The 1,636-nt window shown below is 32.2% G+C and carries 3 protein-coding genes; 1 reads left to right on the top strand and 2 read right to left on the bottom strand.

What is annotated here, in order from left to right; translation table 11 throughout:
- Positions 1 to 180: 180 nt before the first annotated feature.
- The gene (locus AC1DRF_RS26745; protein ID WP_211079364.1) at positions 181 to 453 is read left to right on the top strand and encodes a stage V sporulation protein S; all 273 of its coding nucleotides are present in this window, start codon (positions 181 to 183) and stop codon (positions 451 to 453) included.
- A gap of 219 nt (positions 454 to 672) precedes the next feature.
- Here the strand turns inward: AC1DRF_RS26745 and AC1DRF_RS26740 are convergent, their stop codons facing one another.
- Together AC1DRF_RS26740 and AC1DRF_RS26735 are read right to left on the bottom strand one after the other, a co-directional pair.
- Positions 673 to 945 carry an HU family DNA-binding protein gene (locus AC1DRF_RS26740; RefSeq protein WP_097825604.1) on the bottom strand — a complete coding sequence of 91 codons (273 nt, stop codon included), beginning with the start codon at positions 943 to 945 and terminating at the stop codon, positions 673 to 675.
- A 271-nt stretch (positions 946 to 1,216) separates the two neighbouring features.
- On the bottom strand, positions 1,217 to 1,507 hold the full coding sequence (locus AC1DRF_RS26735; RefSeq protein WP_192101183.1) for a hypothetical protein: 291 nt from the start codon (positions 1,505 to 1,507) through the stop codon (positions 1,217 to 1,219).
- Positions 1,508 to 1,636: the final 129 nt, after the last annotated feature.

The raw sequence follows: 1,636 nt of genomic DNA, 5'->3' as shown, positions 1-1,636 counted from the left end.
GGTCGGGAAATAAACAAAAGTTAAGAGGTGTATGTCTTAAATCCTTTAATTGAAGCACCCATTTAGGAATCGGTTTAATAGTTCAGTTTAATCGGGATATGAATATGATTTAAAGATACGTCAATTACATTCGTTCCAATGATCAAATAAAGCGATTAAATAACAGGAGGAGCACTTTATATGGATACTATATTAAGAGTATCATCACTATCAAATCCAAATTCAGTTGCAGGTGCAATTACAGCTGTGTTTAGAGAAAGAGGTAATGTAGAAATTCAAGTAATGGGAGCCGGCGCTTTAAATCAAGCGATTAAAGCCGTTGCGATTGCAAGGGGATTCGTAGCTCCCAGTGGTGTTGATTTGGTTTGTGTTCCTGGGTTTACAAATATTTTAATCGATAATAAAGAACGAACAGGAATCAAATTAATTTTAAGCCCAAGAAAAAAACGATAGATTTGCGTTAAATAAAAAGGACTTTTTAGCATGTTATTGCCGATAATTGCTGTTATATAAACTAAAAAAGAATAAAGTATGCATTTTCAAATGCAAAAAAACTACCTCAGGTAGTTTTTTTGAGAACATACACCATAATAAAATTGGAGTTGATGTTTCCATTTTTATAATCAATTTCAAATTTATAGTGGTTTTATTCATCAAAAACTTTTGAAATAGTTATTTAACAGCTTGTTTTAATTCCTTTCCTGCTTTAAAAGCAGCCACTTTCGAAGCAGGAATATCTACTTCTTCACCTGTTTGAGGATTACGACCTGTTCGTGCTGCACGGTCCCGCACTTCGAATGTCCCAAACCCAATCAGTTGGATTTTTTCTTTCTTGGCAAGTGTGTCATAAATTGTTTCCAGTAGCGCATTTACAGCGTTTTCAGCATCTTTCTGTGTTAGTTCTGCTTTTGTTGCAACAGCACTAACTAGTTCCATTTTATTCATATTCAAACACCTCATCCTATTATTTTAACTTAGTATGTAGAGGTGTTAACCTAGCTTCTACACACTTGTTACCTTATAACATTAGATAGAAAGTGAAAAAAACCTCTTTTTGTATGATTTACATACGAAAATTCATATATTGTTTGGTATGATAAATTCCGCATAAGTATACTTAGATGAAAAGTATAAGTATAACTATAATTTTATAGATTTATTTATCTATATACTTCAATTACACGTTGCTGTTTTAGTGGGTGCTTTTGATATGCCATTATTTCTGATCGTCATAATTTGAAAGAAAGTATTTAAGCGTGTGAATTTCTCCTGAAGCTAGAAGATCTTCTTTCATTTTCATAACTCGAAGTTTTATTGTGTCACCCATTGTCGGGAAATTCATCATATCAAACCTATCTCCTAAACCTAATGGAATATTTTCCCCGTGCATGCTTCCTTCTTTAAAAAATTCAGAGGCTGGACCTTCCATCAATAAATTTCCATCTAAGTAAAACTCTACTTTTTCTTTTCCTGTGATTTTAGCCATAGCTTCCACTACCTTTTCCATAAGTTACTTCCATTTAATATTTTATATTATTCTGAATATTTTCGATGCCTATTTCCTATATTGGTTTAAAGATAAGTTAAATAAAATTGCAGGAAGTACAAATTGTATACCGAATTCTCTTTAACAAAC

This window comes from Priestia sp. P5_B4, assembly GCF_056400385.1.
The sequence above is the reverse complement of the archived record's forward strand: the minus strand, read 5'-3'. Positions and strand labels throughout refer to the sequence as shown.

What these genes read in the sequence shown, in the direction of transcription:
- AC1DRF_RS26735 (WP_192101183.1), bottom strand. Translation starts at nt 1,507, where the DNA reads ATGGAAAAGGTAGTGGAAGCTATGGCTAAAATCACAGGAAAAGAAAAA.
- AC1DRF_RS26740 (WP_097825604.1), bottom strand. Translation starts at nt 945, where the DNA reads ATGAATAAAATGGAACTAGTTAGTGCTGTTGCAACAAAAGCAGAACTA.
- AC1DRF_RS26745 (WP_211079364.1), top strand. Translation starts at nt 181, where the DNA reads ATGGATACTATATTAAGAGTATCATCACTATCAAATCCAAATTCAGTT.